We start from the raw sequence: 20,083 nt of genomic DNA, 5'->3' as shown, positions 1-20,083 counted from the left end.
CAGACGCCCTAGCACCAGCTTGGCTGGAGGAACGGGCTTACTCGGCATTCTTGGAGCTGCAGAGAATCAGCTCGCAAGCATTCCGGTGCGGCCGGATGCCCGAGCTGATTGAACAGATCAGCTAACTTAGCTTGATTAGTCCATCGTTTCCCTAAGCACCAAGGCAGCTCCTTTAGCCAGTCCACCTATGGATACTTGACCCTTGGGCGTCCAGGGAAGGTTTTTGGTAGGATTGATATAAATACGCAGCTCAGTCTCGAATCCCTCCTCCAACCCAGATACGATCACTAGGTAGAAATTGGCTTTGCTTGCTTCTGCGCGACGGAACTCGGTTTCAGTCAGAGTGATCTCTGAAGGAGCTGCGCGGGCGAACGACTTCATCTCGATGAAGGTGCTCTGATCCAGAGCCCCGTCAGCGCCGATTCCTCTGTAGGACTGTAAATCCACAAGCACAGCATCATCCCGCTGCATCGAAGCTTCCAAATAAGCCCAAGCCTTGGTCTGCAATTCTGCTGATGAGTACTGTTTGTAAGCGGTTTCTGGAGCCGAGGGTGGAGATGGCCTTTTGGGTGTAGGAGATGGATTCAGCAGCGGGCTGGTTTTGCGCGGCTGCGGCCCTTTGTGTGCGAGATCGCTTCCATCAACGGCTTCGACGGTGAATTGGAATTCGTGAGGCAGGGCCTTGAGCTTACGGGTTTGAATAGGGCGCTCAGCACTGTCCGTAGTAGCCATCGTACCAGCATCCCGCTTGATTACCCGCTTACGATTATTGCCACTCAACCTTTCCTGTTCCGCGATCAACGTATCAAGACTGGTCTCCACAGCATCAGTCGCTAGGCTGATGTCGGGAATGTATTCACTGTCTTCACTGGCAGCCCAGGCAGACACCCAGGCAAGCGCAATCTCACGCATGCACGCTCCATCTCCCAGACCCGCGATCGCGATGCCGCCATGCTCGCTCCTCCCGATGAATTTTTCGTCGTCGAAATGCACCGCGAGGCCGGAATAATCGGAATAGGCGTGAAGCTGAACTGGAATTTGCCGCGCCCCCTTTGGGGCGGCGTTAACGATGAGTTGACCTGGTAGGTGCATCTTGAGTCGGGCGTTGTCGAAACGACTCCAGGGCTCCATCGCCTTGTAGGAGCGTTCATCTTCTCTCGCAAGGTCAGCCTTGAGCATGCGAAGCGCAGCTTGGAAACGAAACTCGAGCACGTCAGGGGTCGCGTTCGTTATCGCAGGGGCGGCTGCAGCGAATGGGAGCCTCTCCAGCCCTGCGGCGTTTACGAATCGAGAAATGGTGTCAGCCGCACAAGGTGGCGTCCACAAGGCGATCCTGTCGGATTTGAGGTTTGAGTAGTGTGAGAAATACAGTGGGCGCTTTGTTGTCCAGGTATCGCCCGATCGTAATGGCAGGAGGCTCAGGCTTCGTCTATCTGCGGCAGTCGCTTTATCCAGCTGCCTGTCCATGTGCCGATAGATGTCGAGCAACAATGCGTCCTGCTTGGGGTCGTAGGCGGTCTTGGCCAAGGATTCCAGCTCTCTGATACAGCTTTTCAAGTCCGGGTGAATGATGCCCAGTGCGTTCCATAACGGAGTGACGCTGCGGTCATACAGAACGAAAGGTTGTCTGCCATGAAAGATGTCTTTGCCGGCAAAAACCGCTCGCATGCTGAACCACTCCTTGCTGTGCCTAGCGGTTGTGACGCACGGGGCAATGAGCCCTTTATGTGAACGCTGAATGCCGAACTTCCCACGCAGACTCCCGGCCTGCATGTCGCCTATCATCGCCTCATGCGCGACGGTGGAGGCGCCCTGTGGGCAATGGCCAGCCAGGGCCTTGTATAACCTCATCAGGCTGACTTCGTCAGATGAAGATGTGTTTCTGGCACGCTCAAGAGCCGCCACCAACTGTGAAACGGGCGGATTGACGCGCATCCCCAGCGCACGCGCAAATTCGCTATTCGCGTCAGCTTCGGTCAAGCCACTGGCAAAATCCGTGTGATGCTCATACATCGCGAGCGTGACCTTCGTCTCAACAATGAGGGTGGTTGGTCTACACGGTGTCCCTGCATAGTTGGGATACCACGCATTATCAATCAATCTCGCGAGCCAAGTAGTGGGCACTGGTGAGCTATCACTCCTTCCGCTTTCTCGGTAGGCAAAGGTTCTGCTGTACGGCTCGAAGGTGATCCAGTTGCTGTCGATACAGCGAAAAAGTGCTATCGCTCTCTCAACGGCCGTGGGGGCGGACGCTTGCGCCGACTCACGGGATTTCCGTCCTCTCCGTGATACCGGCTGGATTGGGCTCTGGCGAATGTTACGGATGACGGCATCAAGATCGGGCGAGACGAAATCGCGCGCTAGTCCACCACGCGCCCGGCCCAGGAAGCGGCGAGCTGCACTCTGAGAGGCAAGCACGATGTGTGCGGAGTCCGTGGCGACCTCAACGAGGCGAGGAGAAACCTCGGCGCCAAGCAATGACAGAAATCGCTTCACGCCTCGCTTCCGAGTTGTGGTGACTGACTCGCCTTGGATGCCCCTTTGTTCTGCTCTGCTGATTTTGAACACCTCGGCGTAGCTGGCAGACGCCCACAGCAGCTCAGGAGTGGTGCCCGCCGCCTTCGACCATGTGTCCTGCGAATCAGCGATGGATGCTGGCAGGTACACGCTAGTCGGGGAGGCGAGCACCTTCGTAACGGTTGATCGACCATCCTCGAGTGCAACATGACTGAACGCGTCGATTAGCAGTGCCGCGCCCACCTCCTGGCCCAACTGACTGTTCTTCGTGTCGACGTGCTCAAACAGGTCTCGCAGATCGAGGAGGTCTTGCTTATCGGCTGCAATCGGGTCTTGCGAGAAGCGCCTGGCAAACGCTTCAAGCACGTCCTGGGCGACTACGTCTGCCTTGTAATTTGCGCTCTCTGATAGCCATGCGACGAGGGGCGCATATGGCGTGGAGAGAAGAAGAGGGTGAACCACATTTGTCAGATGATGGCGGGCTGCAAATCCAATCGCGGGTGGCTGCCCTGTTAGCCAGGAGTCGGCCTCGTCTTCGGCCTTGGCTTGTGTACGTTGCCCGCTTGCAAGTGGTACCCATTGAGAATCCAGCAGCAGGTAGTCCTCGTCCAGTTCAAGGCATTTTAAAGCCATGTCCAAAAACCATGACGGAGACTTTTGCTCGAATCGCTCACAGTGTTCGAACACATCCTCGAGTTCCAGCGAGTGTGAAACGGAGAGGGCTTCTAGGACGACCCGCCAACGCCCGTCACTGTCCCGCATCCACTCGGGCAGCATTGGCCATCCGCTCACCGCGAGGTGGTCAGCTTCTGTCAGCATCCCGTCGATCGACTCATCGCAATAAGAAATCTGACTCAGCGCATAGCGGCCATCGATGAGAGTCGGACAAGCTTTGAAGGCCTCTATCACTTTGCTCCATTGTTCATGGAACAATTTGTTGAGCCAGTCCGAACTGCTGTCTGTCTTCGCCCCGACAGGAACGGCTAACCAAGCAAGGGTATTGCGTTGCTGCGCCAGATAAATGGCCAGCTCACCTAGAAACTGGCCGGATGCTTCGGTCAACCACTGATTCCACGCGCCATGAATCATGTCTTCCCGAGAGGTAGAGGGGTCAAACTGTGCGTCGAGAGAGAATGCAGCATTGGTGTGGATCTTGGTGGGTAGCGCCACATGGATCCGTCCTTGAGCACTCCCGTTCACCGGTATCGCCACACCAATGGGTGTGAAATCGCCAGTCGCCTTGGCTGCACGTGCCTTTCCAGCTGGAACCCTCACTTCACAAACGAAGCGCTCCCATAGACCGTCGTCCACCAGGAAGGTTGAGTGGGTGACACGGCTCTGGTGCTTGCCAAGTACTAGGTTGAAGTGGCGATCGGATTGAGTCTGCTGGATCGCCAAATGCTTCAGCGAGATACCCGCATCTAGGTCAAGCAAGGTGATAGCGCGAACGTTATCCAGGAAGATCAGGTCGCTGGGGGCCCAGTCATCGAACCAAGCTTCTAGAGAGTCAAGGTCATAATCTGGATAGAGGTCAACGCTGACCATAGTGTGGTCGGCGTGGGGATCGTAGAAATCCCTGATAGGCTCGGCTTCTTCCACCATGGCCACGTGGTCGTCACGTGAGCCGAAATGGAAGGGCGCGCTATGGACTGTCAGATTATCGCCGAGCTGCGTTAGGGTTTTCAGGCCGATACCGAACCGACCTTTGAGCTCAGCTGATTGCTGCTTGGTGGAGTAGAAGGGGTAGATCATTGGTAGCACGTGAGGCAGTTCCACGGGCAAACCGTTATGGACGATGACCAACTGCTTACTGCCGTGAACAGTCTGTACACCAAATTGCACGGAGGTGGCATTCAGGTCATCAGCATTCTGGATAACCTCACGAAGCCCTTGGTAAGGGTCAGTGTTCAGCCGTTTGGCGCCCTGATTTCCTCCCTTGAGCAGGGTGGTCAGGATCTCGGGCTGCTCACGTTGAAGCTTTACAAACTCGGTGAGTGCAGCATTCGCATACGCTTTGCTGCGCAGCGTCGGCTCCTTGAAAGTGGAGGCCGAGTTAAAGCAGGCTGAAGCGTGTAAGCGTCCGAGTTGCTCGTCCATGATGGACTACTCCATAAAGGCATTTTGAGATCAGCCGATCATAGACTCGCTTCGGTGCCAGTTCCATGGATGGCTAGGGTTCGGAGCGCCGCCTGTATACCAGTTGGGTGGCGGATAAAGCAGATACGTCACGCCTTAGGTGGAGTTACGGGTTCCCGAGCTAAGGTGCACTTCGCAATCTGATGATCGTGCTTATCTGCTGGCGCCGGCTGCAGATCTTGCCCCTCCATACCCGCAACAGCAGTGGTTGCGCAGATCAACGGGCACTCGATAACATTGGCCATTACAGAAAAAAGGACTTTGGAAGCATGTATTCCCCACGTCAGCATTTCGCGCTACTGAGCCCCATCACCGATCGCCAATTGGAAGAGCTTCCTTCTAACCTTGCCAGCCTTTTTAGCAAAGCCGCCTTGGTAGAGGCCGGTTTAATGGCGGAACACGAAGAGCTTGAATTTGAGACCAGCGCTATTGAACGGGATGGCGGCTTATGGGCTTTTTTCACTGTCGCAGTCTCAGGTTGCGCCCCTACTGAGAATTTGCTGACTGCCTTGGTATCTGGTTTCGAGCGCAGTGCTAACAGTGGCTATATGATTGGTAAACCAGGTAGTGGATATGGCTTGCAACCAGGTGGGACACTACTGCCCGAGTGGGAATGACTATATCGGCTTTCGGTGGGCTCGACCGAGCGAGGCTGCGAGCTTAAAGGGAAGCGGTGCATTGCAAGGCAGCCAAACGGCTGAAATTGCTTGCCAGGGTGGCGCTCCTTCACCCTTGGGCCTAATCGTCACGTCCCAAACACTCGGGAGAGTAGGGTGCTCGTGTTGAGTAGAGTGCTACTGCTTCAAAACCTCAGAGATCCAACGCTCCATCTCCGCTTCAAACCCATCCGCGCAAAAGTCCAGGTTTGGCCAGTAGTTTTGGTACACCTCGTAATCGAGCGCGGCTGCGTTCGCGCGGTTCTCGGCATTCAGGGCATTCCAGGCCCGGTACATCCGGTGCTGCCAATCGGTCTCCATGACCAACTGGTACGACGTGTCCCATGACCAACCGTCTTTCATGAGCGTCGTCACGAAGAAATCCGCAGCCGCATTCGCACAGCTGGCGTTGTGGGCAATCATCCTGTCCACGATCGTATAGGAAATGCCAATGGCCTGGAAGATGGATTCCCCTTGACTGTCCAGCTTGTCACCGAGTTGTGGAGAATACGTGGTCTGAAGCTGCTGCGGGATGAAGATGAAAATTTCCGTGGTCGGGGAGGTCATAGGTCTGCCCTTATTGTTGTTTGATTTCATGATGCCCGTGGAGCAACCGTCGCTGCAACGCGTTGCATGGCGTCTGCTCTGCATTCCTCAATCAGTGAGCTCCAGCCTGATTCTCCAGCGGGAAGACACGCGTGGATCTTGTGGCTAAAATCAGTACGCCCGTACTGGCCATAGGCAATCATTGCGTTGATGATCCGCCACTTCAGGAATGCTTACAGGGGGATACATGGAGTCAGTTGTTCCAAGAGACCGGTCGATATCCGATCTCTTATCGCGTGCCGCAACAGCGGATCTGGAAGTCTTGGCCGACCTGATCACCGACAATGGCAAGGGCAGGGTAGCCCTCGACAGCGACGCGAAGGCAACCATCATGACCCGGAAGGTGCAGGGCCGCTTGCAATCTATTTCAGGCCTGCTTGAAAAGGAAATTCGTGCGTTCGGAAGCAACACCATTGCCTCCGCATTTCGAACGGAGAGCATCGACTACCTCGAGCTTGCGACAGATGTCGCCAAAAAGCTGGACGGAAAACCCTCCGCGCAAGATGACATTTTCGCCATTGAGGAAATCATCATCCGCCAGGCCATGGACAAATACATGGGAGACGAAGCGCTCAAGGACTATCTGAGCGGCGGCAATCTCGCTGGCTACATAAATGAAATGGTGAAAACGCTGATGTTGTCTGCCGGTAGCCTGGGCGGTATGGCTGCTACTGGTGGCGGGGCGGGCTTTGCCAGCGCATTAGGAGGCCGGGTGCTCTCAATGGTGGCAGCGCCGCTTGCTATCGGAGCCGCAGGACTCGCGATTTACCAGGCTTCGTCGCCGGCGTTCCGGATCACCATTCCTGCCGTGCTGCAAATCGCCAAGCTGCGGCGCGCACGTTACGACCAGGACTTCGAAGCCTACACGGAGAAACTGAAAGCATGTTTGTAAACGTTGACGCGCTTGTACGCTCCTTGCCTGATATCCCAGATGTCCTGGCCAAACTGCATAGCGGAGATTACACGCTTTGGGGTGGCGTAGTCCGACACTCAAAGGGAACCGAGAAGGCTGGCCAGATCGTCGGGCACCTCCTTTTTCCGGGCGACTCAGGGCATGTCCAAGAGAGCCTACAGAGCCTGCAGTCCACCCTATCAAGTGGCCTGGGGTCGCTCCAAACCGGCATGGATCAGGTGCAGCAGAGCTTGAATGTGCTTCAGGGTCTGCAGTCGGCCAATCTCGTAATGAGCGGCCTCAACCTCGCAGTGACAACTGCAGGCTTTGTCATCGTTTGCAAAAAACTCGATAAAATCAGCCAAAAAATAGACGAGCAATCAAAAACGATCACACATACATGGCAGTTGGTGAGTGAGGGGCACGAACGGAATCTACTCGCTGATGAGGCTCGCTTTCGGGGCCTGCTAGTCACCGCAATGCAGTTCTGCGAGGAAGGTGATGTTCCGCAGCTCAGGCCATTGATTGGATCGTTCAATGAACAGTATCAGTTCACCAGGCTTCTCCTGGAACGGCATTCGCGGAATGCCACCAGTAACGTCGTGCTCTTCGATCAGATTTCATTACTGCAAAACCGATTGGTAAACCTTGGCTTGATGATGTCCCACGTTCAGTTGAAGGCCGGTTCTCACAAGTACGCCCGACAAAGCCTGACGGAGCTTGCCACCGACATCGCCAGCCTCAACGCTTCACGGGTAAACGCTTTGTCCAACGATCGCAGTGTTGCGTCAACGGTCACTCATGAGCAATTCGCGGGTCTGACTCGTTTCCTGCAGGACGGAACACAGATGACGCCGTCTCTGACCTATCAAGCTGATCTCATTGAGCTTGAAGTGAAGCATCCTGGGCTGCTTCAGCATGCGACCGAGGCGCGGGAAATTTTGCTGATAGCCGCGTGAGCTATTAATCCGGTTGCCGTCAACGAAACGCGATGCTCGACGCTGCCATTAATGCCGGGGAGGGCAGTTGCAAGCGGAGCGCGCAGGCCTTTGGCCGTAGGCACGAGGATGGAAGCCCGCAGGGCCAAGACCCCGATTCAGTCGGGGCTTGGTTCACGACAGCCGTGCCGCAGGCCGTGCCCAGCTAGGTGTTCCTGGGTGTGATGTCACCGGTGGTGCATGATCGCCGTCAGAGCGACGGCCCACTTGCATGCTTGCGTAGCCACTGAGACGCCGGCAGATGCTTTCGGATTCCAATATCTGGCCAAATAGATTCATCTTGATGTAGCTCATCAATACGCACTGCGCTCGGCACCCATCCAGCCGCCTTCGCCGACTTCCTCAGCTCGAGGAACGTGATTGATGCACCGGGCTGAAACCGCGCGCAACCACGCCAATCGGCGTTCTCCGCGAGCGGACTTTGCTGCAGACGCATCAAAATGGCGGTCGTGAATCTGCTGAATAGCTCGAACATGGTAGGACTCGCGTAACCACCACTACCATCTATCAAAGGCAGAAGCAGGCTTTGCGGGGAAAGATCCGAATTCTGGCTGTGCCTGAACTTGGCATATCGGCGGAAATAGGCAGCGAACTCAGAAGCCAGCGGATAGCGCAGGCGAGGGTAGTGAGGACTCTCAAACCAGACCGGTGAGGTTTGCCCTGTGCTTGCCTTTGGGGAGCCGGCCTCGTCGGCTTTGAAGCTTGAAAACCGCAATTTAAGGGCCGATGTTGACCCCAGCGCACGCAGTGGAACGTCAGAGTAGATGGCCACGGCCGCGACGAGGAGCCATGGCTGCCACTGATTATCGTTCTGGGCCAATGACGTGGCTGTAGACATCAGATCAGCCAGTTGTGCCGGTGTGAAAGTCGGCCGGGCTATCCCTTGGCGAACCTCGAAATCTCTAGGCTTTAGGGCACCGAACGGATTAATTAGAGTTGTAATTCGCAGGGCGCATAGGTAGTCGAAAAAATCCCTCCCACCGTGCAGGAAGATACTGCGGTGCTGGTCAGTTCCGAGTGCGAAAGTCGACGCGGAATTGTCCGCCAGCTGCTTTCTGACTATCGGACGCCAATTGCCATTAATTGGCTTAACAGCGAATTCCGTCTTGGTCTTCAGCAGGTAACGCGTTCCGCCAGTCCTCGAAATCCATGACATAGGTAGGCGCATGACGAAGTGCATGAACTCCCTAGCATCCGTTTCTCGCCATTCTTGTATCGGCTTGTGCCGAACAGACCAGCTCCAATGCATCATCGTTTCGAGCACTGGACACATGATCTTGTAGTGCCTGGGGGTGAATTCCGGCCGTTGGCACTGCTTGGCCAGAAAGTCGATGCCGAGGCGCCAGGCTTGGAATGCTTCCAGTGCGGGGTCTAGGGTACCGAGCCGTACGCGGACGTCGTTATTGATTGGACGCTCCAGGCCTTGGTGGTCGGTTAGGAGCACAATGGGCGGAAACAACGGATACGGCACGAAGGAATCCGTGGGGTCGGCTGGCTCTGGCGATTCGCACGGCTGGCTCGACGCAGGCTTAGGACGTGGTTTGCGCGCTGGGTTCTTAATCGATGTCCGCGCTGACTTCATCATGGCGCAAAGCTCCTCATCCGTCGGTTGAGCGTCTGTTGAAGGACAGCCCTAATCGTGGCGGTGGCCGTAAACACGCTGCGGCCACTAGGCACGCAACGTGGTCGGGTCACCGGCTGCGGCTGCCTGCAAGCGATCTAATCTGGCAGCCTGGCCCAAGCTGCAGGGACGCCAGCACTCGGCCGTGGAGTGCCTGCGCATGGATGTAAATTGTAGACGCCGAGGGATGCTGGCGAATGCGGAATCACATTTAGGCCGCTGAGGCACAGGGATCAATTGTGGTTAGGCTTGGGGCTGACTTGAGTGCAGGTGCCGATTGTCGAGCAAACCACCGGTATGACAGTAGAAGACTAAACTCTGCCAATCGTCGGCGCAGCTCAGTGAAGCTTCAGTTTCAACCGTAGATCGAGAGCGTTGACTGAACTAGAGGATAGAATTTCGGATGGGATCTCTAGCTGCTGGATTATGGTTTTCAAACCGGGCGATCAGGGGTGGTGGGGCCGGTGAAGCTGAGGAGGTACTGGAGAGATGGAACGTAACGGGTTGATTCGATGGGTGTATGGTCAATTCAAGCAAAGTCTGGTTTTCGGGGGCTGGTGACAAATCCGCGGCTTCCTAACCTGGCACATGATTTAACATAATATACATTATGCGAACCGTCCTATACGGAGCTGGGGGCTCTCTCGGTCAGATTTGAAGCTCTGGCTCATAGAGTCTCCAGTACTCGGAACTGAAGATTCATATAAAACGGAAACTAAACGGTCGAAATCCCGCTACCTAAGCCATTTCTGATTTTTACTGACATGACCTGAAGCTTCTTCCTCCATTTCAAATCTTCGCTGGCCTAATCACAAAAATCCTCTAGAGCGTGATGTTAGCGCTCAATGCTGATGCGGTTTGGCAGATCATTCTCCATTTCAAGTCTTTACTGGTGCAAATCGAAGCACCGCATCCATTTCTAATCTTCACTGACCTGATTGACGTTCAAAGTGCGGCCAATCATTTCTAGCCTAGGGGCCCGTCAGCTTGTTGTTCAACATGCGGCTTGCCAGCCCCAGCCGTTGATACGACGTTTCAACGTGCTTGTCCCGTCGATGGGCACCACGCCTCAATTTGGCCTACAGATTGAGCATCCTCATACCAGTTGTCGCCAGGGAAAGCTCAATGCGATCCGAATGCCTACTGCATCAAAAGTTGCGTCCGCTCAGGACTGCGTTCGCAAAACCACAACTTATTGAAACGCTCGCCCAAAAAGAATCCGTTTCCCGACAAACAGGTATTGCCCGCTTGAGCCAGCCGGAGCGGTTTTGATGTGGCGGCATCGCTGTGGCAGCGTCCTCGCACGCCCTGTGCCTGAGCGACACTAAGGCGCAAGCCGACGCTGTCAAGCCCATTACATCAGGCTTGGGTGTCTGGATCGTCAAGTTGTCTAGGTATGCTGCATGGTATGAGGCTTTTAGAGTTAAAAGCTGCTTGAGCAAAACTTACAAAAAGGCTATAAAGGCAGGACGCGGCGAACTAACATCATAAAGATCAATATAATTCTTGCTGGCAAGCCAGTTCTGTCTTCTAGCGTTAGAGAGCTCGCTATTTGCTATATTCCGCCCCGCTTCGCTATGTTTGAGTTGTTGCTTCGAAGCCTAACTCAACTAAATGGCTATTTAGTTGAGTTAAGTTTGATTTTTCAGTGGCATGCTCCACGCCAGATACCCCGCCCTTCGTCGTTCTAACTCCATCAGGCTTCGGCTAATTCTTCAGGGGTGAAGCAACCAGTCGTATCTCGACCGACTAAACCGCTCCTCTTTTCAAAAAGAGCCTTTCAGGAGGCCTCGCCAACGTTTGAGCTATCGACCATTTTCAAGGAGGAGTCTGGGCAGCCACGCGACAAGGGTACGTCCATCAGGCCCTCTCGGCATGTGTCCGTCATGCGGTGATGATGCATACTCATCTGTATTACGTATCCAGCGGTCGACGCTATGAAAAGAACCCTCGCCGTACTTGAGCTCTTCGCCTTTGGTATGGACTCCATGCTGGCTGAGGCCCTTCAGGCCGATGGCTGGACACCTCACAAACTGCGCCAACGAAGCGATTGGGAACTGATGCACCTCGGCCTCAGCCCCGAAATCAGGCAGTCCTTGCAGGACATCCAGTCCCCATCGATCCCTATTAAGGAGCTGATTGAGGTATTGGATGTCAACCACAGCATGTGCTGCATTTGCAGGGTGCCAGATCAACCCATCGTCGCTCACAGCATCAACCCGTTGGCTGCCGGCGAGCTTCCTTCTGCAAAAAACCTTGCGATTCTCTGCATATATCATCAGATCGAGGCGCAGAGCACGCGACTTACCACACACGCCAGTAGAAGCCTACCGGCACCTGAGTGGCTAGTTGCTGCAAAAAAAGCCTGGGAGGTGTACTACGACGAACCGGATTTGATCTCAATCAAGCAGGCTGAGAGAAAGCCTGGCGAGGTCAACTGGTGGTACTTCAACCTGACGGGCCTTTGTGAAGTCGTGAAACCTAGTGTTGATCTACAGCAACTGCCAAGCTTCCACTCTGTCTTCTCGAAAGACCTTTGTGACAACGAGGGGTTTCCAGTCTGGGCCTGTGGCGCCCCCTCCCCCTACCAAGGCCTTGGTGGCTTGACTCTGCACTCATACATGTTCGAAATTCTATTCGAGCTCTTGGGGTTGCGTTCTTTGAGGATTATCTATCCAACCGATCGGCAAGCCTCAGTGATTGGAACTGTGCATTCGGGAGATCTGATCTGCTTTCATGGTGACCATGTGTTCGATGACGTCCTACCCAGAAAAACCGACCAAAACCTCATGCAGAGCACATGCAAGTTTAGGGCAATCGGAATCAGTTTTGTATTTGACTTAAGGGAGGCGACATCCAAGTTGGCACGATCCACTTTGCTTTGTGATCAAAGTAGATTGGCTAGCATTCTACTGGTTAGCAAGGTCGGCTGGGTTGAAGATAAGTACTGTATTCTTGGAACTGTGATGGCGATACGGAGTGCTAATGTTTAGGGCAGGTTTTGGGCGGAATCATGAATCCGAAGACGCCGCTCCTCGATATCAGCGTTGCTCCATTCAACAGCCCTCCTTTCACGCATGGACTTGAACTCTGTTTTTCCGTGTAACCAGACGTTGCCGGTGTTTCAGCTTGCTGAACCGAGTTTTTCCTTGATCATATCGAGGCTCAGTCCATAGCCCAGCAGGTAGGAGCGCGATTTCTGGGCCGGGTTGATACCGAGATCGTCCCCGTAGAGCCGCCTGGAGAGCTCTGCGTAGCTTGGGCAGTTCATAGCTACACGGATCACGAAGTCCAGCTGATTTTGCTCGAACAAGTTAAGGTTATGGTCAGGTAGAAGTATGGCAACGTAATTATCCGTAGCGCCAGTGACTGGGCTCGGTGATCCCTTCCGTCCGAGGCGTACGTGATCATTGAAGCCCAGCGAAGACCATTTGGCTCGAAGCGTTGTGATCTCTGCGCCAACAACCTCTTCTGAGATGATTTCGCTAACGGAGCGCGTAATCATTCGCTCCACGGAGGCGGAAAGGTCTCGAAAATTCGCCAGCCAAGGTGCCTCGTTTGACAATGCGAATGCAAGGTACTGCCTTAGGGCCTTTGCTGAAAACCGCTGTATATGAGGAAGTGTGTTTGTCGATCTCTTTAGCTCGTACACGAGGTTTGGCTCTATATCTTCCGGTCGCTCCTGCAGAGACGGAAGCCTGAATTCCCAGGTTGAGAGCCGAGCCAGAAGGTCGGCTCGGAACTGACCGTTCCTGACCATCCCCTCAAGATCCTTATTGGTCGCAGCAATCAGCTGGAAGTCGCACTTTACAGGTTTACCGGAGCCCAGCGGGGTATAGACCCGATCCTCCATTGCTTGCAACAGCATCGCCTGCTCAGGCAGTCCAAGCTCATCAATGTTGTCGAGGAACAACATGTCGTTGTTTGAAAGTTGGAGCTCACTTTTCGGGGCGCCGGTGACGCCAAGGAGTGCCTTGCCTTTATGGCCAAAGAGCGCGGACATCGCAGGCATCGCGGACATACCCTTCAAGGCCATGCAGTTCACCTCGACAAATCGGTCGGTGAGCAACGCGGTGCGTGCTTTGAGCTCATGCAGCCGACGCGCCATGGCAGTTTTTCCGGCACCTTCAGCGCCCCTCAATAAAATTGGGTGGCGCGACCTCAGTACAGTCCCCTGGATGTCTTCGATCATCTCGTTGTAGGCAATATTTCGCGTTGCTATGTTGTCCTTGAGCAGGTTGATCCCCTCAGCGTTCCCCATTGGATACTGGTTGAGGATGACGTCGTAACGCGAGAGATCCAAATCGATGACTTGCACCATGGAAGCCAGGTCTTCGGTCTTTGCATTCAGGCACTGCACGAGTTTCACTGGCCATCGGCGGGACTGGGCAATCGTGCAGAAGCAAATCTGCTGGATTGGCGTGCAGGTGGTTATGTTCAGGTAGTACTGCACTGCAGGGTCAAACTGGAGAACATCACCGAGGCGAAGCACCCTCATATAGGTCGCGCTTATGTTTGACGAGCTTGGGGCGGTCTCCATCAACTGAACATCAAAGCCGTCGCGCATGCTCTTAGCGTCCTCGGCAACGAGGGTCGCCAAGGCTTCATCTCCTTTTTCGTATAGAAGAACCAGTCGGTCGATCTTTGGCTCGCTTGCCAGTGCTATCCCGGCGTTTGGACGCCACGCGGTGCGGCGCCGGTCGGTGCTACCACCGTCCAGCGAGGTGCTGAGAAACGAAATCATGATCGAAGTGGACATATACCGCCCTGATTATCCCTGAGGCTGGTGCGGTTGAAGTTAAGCATGCCGAGAAGCGAGCTTCGTAGCGTTTTCTCGCGATTGGCAGGCTAAGCAAGTCTCGGCGTCGGCCAAGCTGACAGGCACCTCTACACTTCACCCATGCGACCGCCGGCCGCTGGCAAGTGGGCCATGAATTTACTGAATGTTGATTCTCTGTTTATTGGCAGAAACCACCTTAGCCAGCCCCCTACCCTCATCAACGCTTATCCTTGCTGCTGCAGGTCATTATTAGCAGGCCTGGCTCCAGTCAGGCCGCGGAGAAAGCCCGCTAGGCCATGGCTCAGCTTAAACTGCAGAAACAGTGGCGATCCGAAAGGGATCTTGACGTCGTAGCCACCACCCGGTTTTCCTTCTTTCTGCAGTGAAGGAACCTCGGGGGCAGCCACGACATGAGCGCCAGGCACCGTGATGAGCTCGTTGGTGAAGGCGAAGCCGTAGGAAAACTCTGACATCTCGGGTTTCATTGTTGCTGCGTCCTTGCTGTTGGTCATTCATGACAATGCATCTGGTTTTAATGTCCGCGAGTGGCAGTCGGCGACTACGGGACAGGCGCTGGCGCCGGAAGCTCCAGAATCGACCAGCCAGCTTTCTCAAGCGCAGCCTTGCGTTTTTCACCAGTAGCGCCCTCCCCCAATGAGCTCTGGCGTATGGCCAAGCACAGCATGTGCGACGGACGGGTCATCCCGACATACATTAGCATCATGTCTTTCTTCGCTGTGTCCTGAGGCCTCTTAGCAGCTGCTTTTTTGCCCTCAAGACATGGCATGAGTTTCTGGATGAAGTGGCTGCCCCTGAAGGTCTCCAAAATTATCGTCGCTGCGTGTGTCTTGCCCTTTTCCGAGTGAATGGATGACATCCGGATATCCACGCCGGCGGAGACATCCTGGAATCGATAGGTGTTTACAAGGGATCCCCCTGTCTCTCCGGTTTCGGTGGCAACCGGAGCAGGCTCGAAGGCAAGGTACTGGCGGCCTAAAAGTTCAGCTGCAACACCCTCAGAATCATAGAGCGCGGCAGCAAGAGTCATGAGTTTCGGTGCGATGACCTTAACCCAGTCCTGCTGCGTGATTTCGGACGGCACAAACAGCATCTGCTGGAGACACTCGCGGTACCGAGCGAAGGCTTCGGGCTTGGTCGTAAATTTCTCACGCACAGCGGCTTGGTGCCGACCTCGCATCTGAACCAGGCTACGAGGGAAAGCCAGCTCACCGAGGTTGATCAGGCACAAAGCCAGCAGCTCAACGGCCGAATTGGCCGTGGGCTCCTTCATCGCATAGCGGCGTGCCACATGCGCGCCCTCCGCGAACGTGCGGGGGTTGAACGATGTTTTGGTCGTGTCAGACCGATAGGATGACCAATAATGCTCCAAGGCCTTCGGGTATTGATTTGGTTTGAAGTTTTCAAGCCGATGCACAGCGCCAACCGCGAACACACCCTTTTGGCGGATATCCGCCGGTAGATGTTTCAGCACCAGCTTGCCGAATTCGTCTAGCACTCCGGTCGCATCCTTGTCCGGAAAGACGATGATCGTGTTAGGGACAGTGTTGGGTTCCCCTTCAGCCCGTAGACCTTTCAAGCCATTCGTGATCGGGACATAGGCAAACGGATTGGCAATCGATGCAATGGCCTGATCAAAGCGGAAGCTGCTGGCGATCTCCAACTGACGCTTTGGGTCAGGGAACGGGTCGGACAGTGGCGTCTTCTTCTCGAAAATTTCTTGGTTTGGGTCGCCGACGCGGATGACCCGAACGTCTGGATCATCGTGAGGAAAAACGCGCTGCAGCACAGCGGCCTGGTCAGGTTGAGTGTCCTGCATCTCATCGATCAAAACGCACGGGAATCGGAGGCGCAATGCGCCGCCCACAGCCGGCTCTTGGTCGAGTAAAGCGTGACCCAGCACAAACACCTCATCGAAGCAGAAGTAACCGGCCTTGGCAGCGCCACTCAGGGATTTCACCACACTCTTGTAAGTGGCGGTGTGTGGCGCGAAACCAATATCTACATCCCCGAGCGGATGATCGAAATCGGCAGACCAGACTCGCAAGCTGTGGAGATTTTTATGTTTCACCTCGAAGGCAGCCTTCGCACCGAAATGCTCGCTGTTCGTCAGCGCCCTTCGGCGTGCTTTGTGAGTCAGCTCATCGTCAATGGCCTGCAGTGCGATACCTTTCGAGCGCAACCACGGTGAGGCTAAGAATCGGACGGTGAAACCATGGATGGTGTCGATACAGTGAGGGAAGCGCAACAGGCGTTGACCTACCTCGGTACCGCCGAGGCGCTTCTCAATCTCTTCCCGAGCCGCGTTGGTGTGCGAGAGCACACAGATACCCTGCATACGGCTCTTCCAATGGCGAGCCAGGATGGCCAATTTCGCCACGACCAGGGTTGTCTTGCCGCTCCCCGGGCAAGCCGCAACATCAATGGTATCCATGGATTTCAAGAAACCGCGGCGTGGCTCGTCCAGCGCTTCCAGCCCCATAAGATTGATGACCCAGTCCACATCGGCATCAGTGATGGGGGCAACCAGTTGGCTAAGCATCATTCGGAGACCTGTTCCAGCGGATCAGCAGAGCCTTCCGGTGCTGTCGGCACCAGGAGGGGATGAGCCGGGCTGGAGGTTGTGCTCAGTGCGGCACCACCCGTTGCGTACTCGATCGCGTGCACAACATAAGTAGGCAGTAGCCCCCGCAGAGTCGTGGCGTCCAGGGTACTGGCTTCAAATCGCTCGTCGATCAAGTCGATCAGGTGCTGCGCTGCGATCGCTTTAGAAGCCCTTTTAAACAGTTTGTAGATCGCGGAACACCGAGCATCCTCAGTGGCATAGGTGGTCTGGATCTTGTCGAAGGCTGTTTGCGCTTTCTTCAGCAGCGTGACCTTGGTCTCCTTACCTTCATCGATTTTTTCCTCATTGATGGCCAAGTATGCGGCGTGGTGGACTTCCTTTGAAAGCCCCTTGAACGCCAGGTCGTACTCAAGCGTCCAGTGATCAGCAACGAACGTGCGCACGCATTGCCCATCGCTTTCTGCTCGCTTGTCGCGGTGCTCCTTGAGGCCTTTTTCAAGGTCAGGTGCAGTGGCACCGAAGTCTTTCATCGCGCGCCAGCGTCGATCGGCTTTGTCAGGCCATACAGCTCCTTTTACTCCCTTCAGGCTCAAAATCTCGGGTGCACAATCCGGCATCACGTCCATGTCCGTAATGCAGGCGGTAGGCACGGATATTTCCCCTTTGGAGGTGTCTTTTCGCTGCAGGATTTTCGAATACCGGCGCAGGCCGACGCCTCCCACGTTGATGATCGATACACCATGCTTGGTGAGATCTTTGCCAAGTCGCCGAGCGAGCGACGGCAGTAGAATGGACTCGGCATCGCCTTCTACGACCAGCAGCCCCTTGGCGAAGAACAGACCCGCTTTGGTAACGTCCAGGAAACGGCTGAGGAAGCGATAGTCGTCAGGAGCAAGGCAGGTTTGATCTTCCGCGAGAGAGAACGCCTGCTGCCGCTGCATCAGAACTAGGTTCTGCAACGGAATTTTCGAGCTCAGGTTGGGGCTGTGCGTGGTCAATATGACTTGAACCGGCCTCAAGCCTGTAGCTGGCTGAGCCGCAGCCTCAAGAAACTCCATCAACTGGAGCTGGCGCTGAGGATGTAGGTGTGCTTCTGGCTCTTCGATGAGGAGCAACGGAAGTCCGTCGGGCTCTTTACCGAGCAGCAGTAGCTCACAGGCCATGAACAGCACGTTGTTCGAGCCCAGCCCATAAACGCCGCGGGCTTCACCTGTGGCGTGATCCAACAGCCCCAGCTCCAAACGCTCCAGGATCTGTTTGAGTTTGGCTGGATCCGTTCCCGCCTCACCGAAACCAATGCGACTCGTCAGCGGCTGGCCAGCAAGCGACAGCGGACGCAGGTAGGTGTCGTTGATTTCCTTCTGCGCGGAGATAATTGCGCCATGGCTGTTCACCAGGTGGCGAAGATAGTCGCCCATGCCAGCAATACTGAGGGCTTCAGCGTTAGCGAGGTCGGCGGGGAGCGCCGCCGGATCGAATGCGCTGCCGGCGTCAATATTCGGGAAGCTGCTCAGTACTTGAGACAGGCGTGAGTTTCTGCCCAGGGACATCTCACGCTCTGCGTCGCGCAGCGGTTTTAAGTATGCGGTGGCCAGTAGTTGTCGGACACCCACGTCCAAAGACGGGCCTTCTCCGTTTTCACCAGAGCGAACCGAGATGTCGACCCATTTACGGGTTGAGGCAGAGGCGACGATGCGGCGAGCCGACCAGTGAACGTATAGCCTCCCAACGCCACCTTTGTAGGTCACGTATTCAGCGAAAGCGCCAAGTTCGGTAGGGGTCAGTCCTTCCAGCGTACACCTGAGGGTGATGACCTCCGCCTGGGTGCCATCGTTGGCGATGTGAAAGTCCTCGATCTGCAGCCTGAGATACTCAGCATCACGTGTCTGCAGAACGTAGCGAATCGCATCAATGACTGCGGTTTTCCCCGCGTCGTTTTCACCTACGAGTGCAGTCACGCCTTCATTGAACTGAATGTTCAACGCATGACTGCCTTGGCCGAACTGGCGGAAATTTTCGATTATCAAAGCCGAGAGATACACAACGTTGCCCTCACCTGGTTCAGTGGTCAGGAGAGAATTGCTGAGCGTCAACATGGCCGACACCATCCCTCCCTGGATGTGCTAGCTATATGCCATGAAAAATCCATTGGTGCTAGACGATTCACCCGATTGCTGCCGAAGCGTGGTCATTCGGCATACTCGCGTGGGCGTATAGCCGCTGCGAGTATCAGTGCGGCCCAAATTGATGGCGGCGTAGCCCGCGCAAGACGCCAAGTTTCATTTACCATGCTGTCGGCCCAGGCCGGTTTCGATCAGGCCGAAAGCGTCAATACGTGTAGGAACTTTTCGTTTGGCAGCAAACCACTGACGGCTCGCGAGGCCTATCAAATCCTGTGGGACATCGCCCTAGGGGTTCGCACCATGCGTCGTTTGGGCGGACAGTCTTGGTCTGAGATCTACTGCGGTCAGATGACCGTTGAAGCCGATGGCTGGGTGCTCACGTTCTACAACGATTGCGACATGCTCGACTATTGCGACAGCTGCTACAGCCCGGAGGGGCGCGCCTACGTTTTCGACTCGCTGCAGTCGTACAGTACAGACCCTGTGGAGCTGTTGAGCACTTGGGAGCAGGCCCCGTTAGAAAAGTTGCTGAGAGACGCCTAGACGCCCCGCAATCAGCATAGATCGAGAAAGAACTAACCTCACCTAGGGCGTCTGAGAAGGCGCACGGCCAATTGGCCCGGTGGGCGTATGGAGGTGGGGTGTAAACCAGTTTTCCATACTGTAAACCTTCGTGGTTTACAGTATAAAAAACAGGTTTGCATCATTAGGGTGTGGCTGACTTGGCAGCCCTGAGCAGAATGAGGCTCGACATCTGACACGCCTCGAGAGCGCTGCTTGACGACAATCAGGCCACAAACCCATGCTCCAAACGCCTGATAAACTCGATGGCCGTATCCGCTTCCAGCCTGGTTGCGATCATAGCGGCAGGAACTTTGCCGCCAAATGCTTTTACCGGACGTGACATCCAGTGCATGGCTGCGTCGATATCGTCGCCATACAAGCGCTTCGCGGCGTCGAGCACTTCCAAATAACGGGCCTGTTGATCGGGGGGCAAAGTGCACATGAGTACGCTCCTTCTGCGGTCTTATCCTAGACTACACTGTAGTGGTCAACTAATCCCGGACACGACGTTAAGTTTTTTCTCGGCCTGAGCCGGTGGCAGCCCACCATTAAATTGGTGCGGTCGAATCCAGTTGTATCGGTGCATCAAAAAATGACTGATATCCC

The 20,083-nt window shown here is 55.1% G+C and carries 13 protein-coding genes; 5 read left to right on the top strand and 8 right to left on the bottom strand.

Going from position 1 to position 20,083, the window contains the following annotated elements; genetic code table 11:
- Positions 1-135 precede the first annotated feature (135 nt).
- Complete coding sequence (locus tag INT12_RS16790; RefSeq protein WP_193039931.1) at positions 136-4,614, bottom strand: sacsin N-terminal ATP-binding-like domain-containing protein; 4,479 nt, start codon at positions 4,612-4,614, stop codon at positions 136-138.
- Between the two features lie 182 nt (positions 4,615-4,796).
- Here INT12_RS16790 and INT12_RS16785 point away from each other — a divergent pair, with 182 nt between their 5' ends.
- Entirely contained in the window at positions 4,797-5,270 is a 474-nt protein-coding gene (locus INT12_RS16785) for a hypothetical protein (RefSeq protein WP_090208694.1), read from the top strand.
- Positions 5,271-5,447: 177 nt separating this feature from the next.
- Here INT12_RS16785 and INT12_RS16780 read toward each other — a convergent pair whose 3' ends face one another.
- Positions 5,448-5,876, bottom strand: coding sequence for a hypothetical protein (locus INT12_RS16780; protein WP_193039930.1), 429 nt, complete (start codon positions 5,874-5,876; stop codon positions 5,448-5,450).
- A gap of 301 nt (positions 5,877-6,177) precedes the next feature.
- Here INT12_RS16780 and INT12_RS16775 point away from each other — a divergent pair, with 301 nt between their 5' ends.
- Complete coding sequence (locus INT12_RS16775) at positions 6,178-6,807, top strand: hypothetical protein (RefSeq protein WP_193039929.1); 630 nt, start codon at positions 6,178-6,180, stop codon at positions 6,805-6,807.
- Complete coding sequence (locus INT12_RS16770; RefSeq protein WP_193039928.1) at positions 6,798-7,766, top strand: hypothetical protein; 969 nt, start codon at positions 6,798-6,800, stop codon at positions 7,764-7,766. Before INT12_RS16775 ends, INT12_RS16770 begins: the two co-directional genes overlap by 10 nt.
- A gap of 229 nt (positions 7,767-7,995) precedes the next feature.
- Here the strand turns inward: INT12_RS16770 and INT12_RS16765 are convergent, their stop codons facing one another.
- Complete coding sequence (locus tag INT12_RS16765) at positions 7,996-9,390, bottom strand: hypothetical protein (protein WP_090208683.1); 1,395 nt, start codon at positions 9,388-9,390, stop codon at positions 7,996-7,998.
- Positions 9,391-11,363: 1,973 nt separating this feature from the next.
- Between INT12_RS16765 and INT12_RS16760 the strand changes: the two genes are divergently transcribed.
- Complete coding sequence (locus tag INT12_RS16760; protein WP_193039927.1) at positions 11,364-12,419, top strand: hypothetical protein; 1,056 nt, start codon at positions 11,364-11,366, stop codon at positions 12,417-12,419.
- Positions 12,420-12,550: 131 nt separating this feature from the next.
- On the opposite strand, the gene INT12_RS16755 is transcribed toward INT12_RS16760, so the two are convergent.
- The 4 genes from INT12_RS16755 to INT12_RS16740 form a co-directional block, all read right to left on the bottom strand.
- Complete coding sequence (locus INT12_RS16755) at positions 12,551-14,185, bottom strand: RNA repair transcriptional activator RtcR family protein (RefSeq protein ID WP_193039926.1); 1,635 nt, start codon at positions 14,183-14,185, stop codon at positions 12,551-12,553.
- 245 nt (positions 14,186-14,430) lie between these two features.
- Positions 14,431-14,718 (bottom strand): hypothetical protein, encoded by a 288-nt coding sequence (locus tag INT12_RS16750; RefSeq protein ID WP_193039925.1) that lies wholly within the window; start codon positions 14,716-14,718, stop codon positions 14,431-14,433.
- Positions 14,719-14,765: 47 nt separating this feature from the next.
- Positions 14,766-16,769, bottom strand: a complete 2,004-nt coding sequence (locus INT12_RS16745; protein ID WP_193039924.1) for a UvrD-helicase domain-containing protein — start codon at positions 16,767-16,769, stop codon at positions 14,766-14,768.
- On the bottom strand, positions 16,766-18,886 hold the full coding sequence (locus tag INT12_RS16740; protein ID WP_226926225.1) for an ATP-dependent nuclease: 2,121 nt from the start codon (positions 18,884-18,886) through the stop codon (positions 16,766-16,768). The genes INT12_RS16745 and INT12_RS16740 overlap by 4 nt, the downstream gene beginning before the upstream one ends.
- A gap of 192 nt (positions 18,887-19,078) precedes the next feature.
- On the opposite strand from INT12_RS16740, the gene INT12_RS16735 reads away from it, so the two are divergent.
- Positions 19,079-19,456 (top strand): hypothetical protein, encoded by a 378-nt coding sequence (locus tag INT12_RS16735; protein WP_226926224.1) that lies wholly within the window; start codon positions 19,079-19,081, stop codon positions 19,454-19,456.
- Positions 19,457-19,700: 244 nt separating this feature from the next.
- Here the strand turns inward: INT12_RS16735 and INT12_RS16730 are convergent, their stop codons facing one another.
- Positions 19,701-19,919, bottom strand: a complete 219-nt coding sequence (locus tag INT12_RS16730) for an antitoxin Xre/MbcA/ParS toxin-binding domain-containing protein (protein WP_193039923.1) — start codon at positions 19,917-19,919, stop codon at positions 19,701-19,703.
- Positions 19,920-20,083 lie beyond the last annotated feature (164 nt).

This window comes from Pseudomonas sp. K8 (assembly GCF_014889455.1).
In the GTDB taxonomy this organism is placed as follows: Bacteria; Pseudomonadota; Gammaproteobacteria; order Pseudomonadales; family Pseudomonadaceae; genus Aquipseudomonas; species Aquipseudomonas veronii.
This window is presented reverse-complemented; position numbering and strand designations above follow the sequence as displayed.

Excerpts from the sequence above, each read along its gene's own strand:
- INT12_RS16790 (WP_193039931.1), bottom strand. The coding sequence starts at position 4,614 with ATGGACGAGCAACTCGGACGCTTACACGCTTCAGCCTGCTTTAACTCG.
- INT12_RS16785 (WP_090208694.1), top strand. The coding sequence starts at position 4,797 with ATGATCGTGCTTATCTGCTGGCGCCGGCTGCAGATCTTGCCCCTCCAT.
- INT12_RS16780 (WP_193039930.1), bottom strand. The coding sequence starts at position 5,876 with ATGACCTCCCCGACCACGGAAATTTTCATCTTCATCCCGCAGCAGCTT.
- INT12_RS16770 (WP_193039928.1), top strand. The coding sequence starts at position 6,798 with ATGTTTGTAAACGTTGACGCGCTTGTACGCTCCTTGCCTGATATCCCA.
- INT12_RS16765 (WP_090208683.1), bottom strand. The coding sequence starts at position 9,390 with ATGATGAAGTCAGCGCGGACATCGATTAAGAACCCAGCGCGCAAACCA.
- INT12_RS16760 (WP_193039927.1), top strand. The coding sequence starts at position 11,364 with ATGAAAAGAACCCTCGCCGTACTTGAGCTCTTCGCCTTTGGTATGGAC.
- INT12_RS16755 (WP_193039926.1), bottom strand. The coding sequence starts at position 14,185 with ATGTCCACTTCGATCATGATTTCGTTTCTCAGCACCTCGCTGGACGGT.
- INT12_RS16750 (WP_193039925.1), bottom strand. The coding sequence starts at position 14,718 with ATGACCAACAGCAAGGACGCAGCAACAATGAAACCCGAGATGTCAGAG.
- INT12_RS16745 (WP_193039924.1), bottom strand. The coding sequence starts at position 16,769 with ATGATGCTTAGCCAACTGGTTGCCCCCATCACTGATGCCGATGTGGAC.
- INT12_RS16740 (WP_226926225.1), bottom strand. The coding sequence starts at position 18,886 with ATGTTGACGCTCAGCAATTCTCTCCTGACCACTGAACCAGGTGAGGGC.
- INT12_RS16735 (WP_226926224.1), top strand. The coding sequence starts at position 19,079 with ATGCTGTCGGCCCAGGCCGGTTTCGATCAGGCCGAAAGCGTCAATACG.
- INT12_RS16730 (WP_193039923.1), bottom strand. The coding sequence starts at position 19,919 with ATGTGCACTTTGCCCCCCGATCAACAGGCCCGTTATTTGGAAGTGCTC.